Source organism: Streptomyces sp. NRRL WC-3549 (genome assembly GCF_000721935.1).
GTDB lineage: Bacteria > Actinomycetota > Actinomycetes > Streptomycetales > Streptomycetaceae > Streptomyces.
The window spans coordinates 29,040-30,599 of the sequence record NZ_KL585426.1 but is presented as its reverse complement, the minus strand read 5'-3'; the positions used below and the strand labels follow the sequence as shown (position 1 = coordinate 30,599).

The window sequence follows — 1,560 nt, the reverse complement described above, 5'->3', positions numbered from 1 at the left end:
CGAGCCGTTGGCGCCGGTGATGGCGACCCGGTCCGCCCAGTCGATCTGCAGGGTGGCGGGGCCGAAGGAGAAGTCGCCCCGGACGACGGCGGCGTCGCGCAGGGTGGCGACCACCGACCCGGAGCGCGGTGCGGAGGCGATCTCCATCCGCAGCTCCCATTCCTTGCGGGGCTCCTCCACGACGTCGAGGCGCTCGATCATGCGCTGCGTCTGCTTGGCCTTGGCGGCCTGCTTCTCGCTGGCCTCGCTGCGGAACTTGCGGCCGATCTTGTCGTTGTCGGTGGCCTTGCGGCGGGCGTTCTTGACGCCCTTGTCCATCCAGCCGCGCTGCATCTGGGCGCGGCTCTCCAGTGTGGAGCGCTTGTCGGCGTACTCCTCGAACTCCTCGCGGGCGTGGGCGCGGGCGCGCTCGCGCTCCTCCAGGTAGGAGGCGTAACCACCGCCGTAGAGGTTGATCTGCTGCTGGGCGAGGTCGAGTTCGAGCACCTTGGTGACCGTGCGCATGAGGAACTCGCGGTCGTGGCTGACGACGACGGTCCCGGCGCGCAGTCCGGACACGAAGCGCTCCAGACGCTCCAGGCCGTCCAGGTCCAGGTCGTTGGTGGGTTCGTCGAGCAGGAAGACGTCATAGCGCGACAGCAGCAGCGAGGCCAGTCCGGCGCGGGCGGCCTGGCCGCCGGAGAGGGCCGTCATCGGCAGGTCGAGGCCCACGGTCAGGCCGAGTTCGGCGGCGACGCCCTCGGCGCGTTCGTCCAGGTCGGCGCCGCCGAGGGCGAGCCAGCGCTCCAGGGTCTCGGCGTAGGCATCGTCCGCACCGGGCGTCTGGTCGACCAGGGCCTGGGTCGCGGTGTCCATCGCCCGTTGGGCGTCGGCGACGCCGGTACGGCGGGCGAGGAAGTCCCGTACGGACTCGCCTTCGCGGCGCTCGGGCTCCTGCGGGAGGTGTCCGACGGTGGCGCCGGGCGGGGAGAGCCGCAGCTCGCCGTCCTCCGGGCGGTCGAGTCCGGCGAGGAGGCGGAGCAGCGAGGACTTCCCGGCTCCGTTGGCCCCGACGAGCCCGATCACGTCCCCGGGCGCGACGACGAGGTCGAGCCCGGTGAACAGGGTGCGGTCGCCGTGTCCGGCGGCGAGGTCCTTGGCGACGAGGGTGGCAGTCATCAGGGTGAGATCCTAGGCGAACCGGCGGGTCGCCGGGGCACGGCCCCGGGCCGCCCGCACGCGGCGCCCGGGAACCGGCGGAACGGGACGGCGTACGGCGAGGGGAGCGGCGGGGATGAGCAGGATGGCGGACGTGGTCGTGGTGGGCGGTGGGGTCAGCGGGCTGGCCACCGCTCTGGTGCTGGCCGAGCGCGGCCACCGGGTGCGGGTGTGGTCGAGGGACCCGGCAGCGGACACGACCTCGGCGGTGGCCGGTGCGCTCTGGTGGCCGTACCGGATCGAGCCCGAGGCCCTGGTCGGCGACTGGTCGCTGGAGACGCTGCGGGTGTACGAGGAGATGGCGTCGTCCCCCGGGGAGACCGGTGTGCGGATGGCCGCCGGGACGCACGGGGGCGAGCGGCT

Annotated in this window: 2 protein-coding genes; one reads left to right on the top strand and one right to left on the bottom strand. The window is 73.5% G+C overall.

Features of this window, described 5'->3' with window-relative positions; genetic code table 11:
* A partial coding sequence (locus tag IH13_RS0128520; RefSeq protein ID WP_031088879.1) for an ATP-binding cassette domain-containing protein occupies positions 1 to 1,158 on the bottom strand: 1,158 nt, incomplete at its 3' end.
* Positions 1,159 to 1,273: 115 nt separating this feature from the next.
* On the opposite strand from IH13_RS0128520, the gene IH13_RS0128515 reads away from it, so the two are divergent.
* The coding region (locus IH13_RS0128515; RefSeq protein WP_158791373.1) for an FAD-dependent oxidoreductase at positions 1,274 to 1,560 on the top strand (287 nt) is incomplete at its 3' end.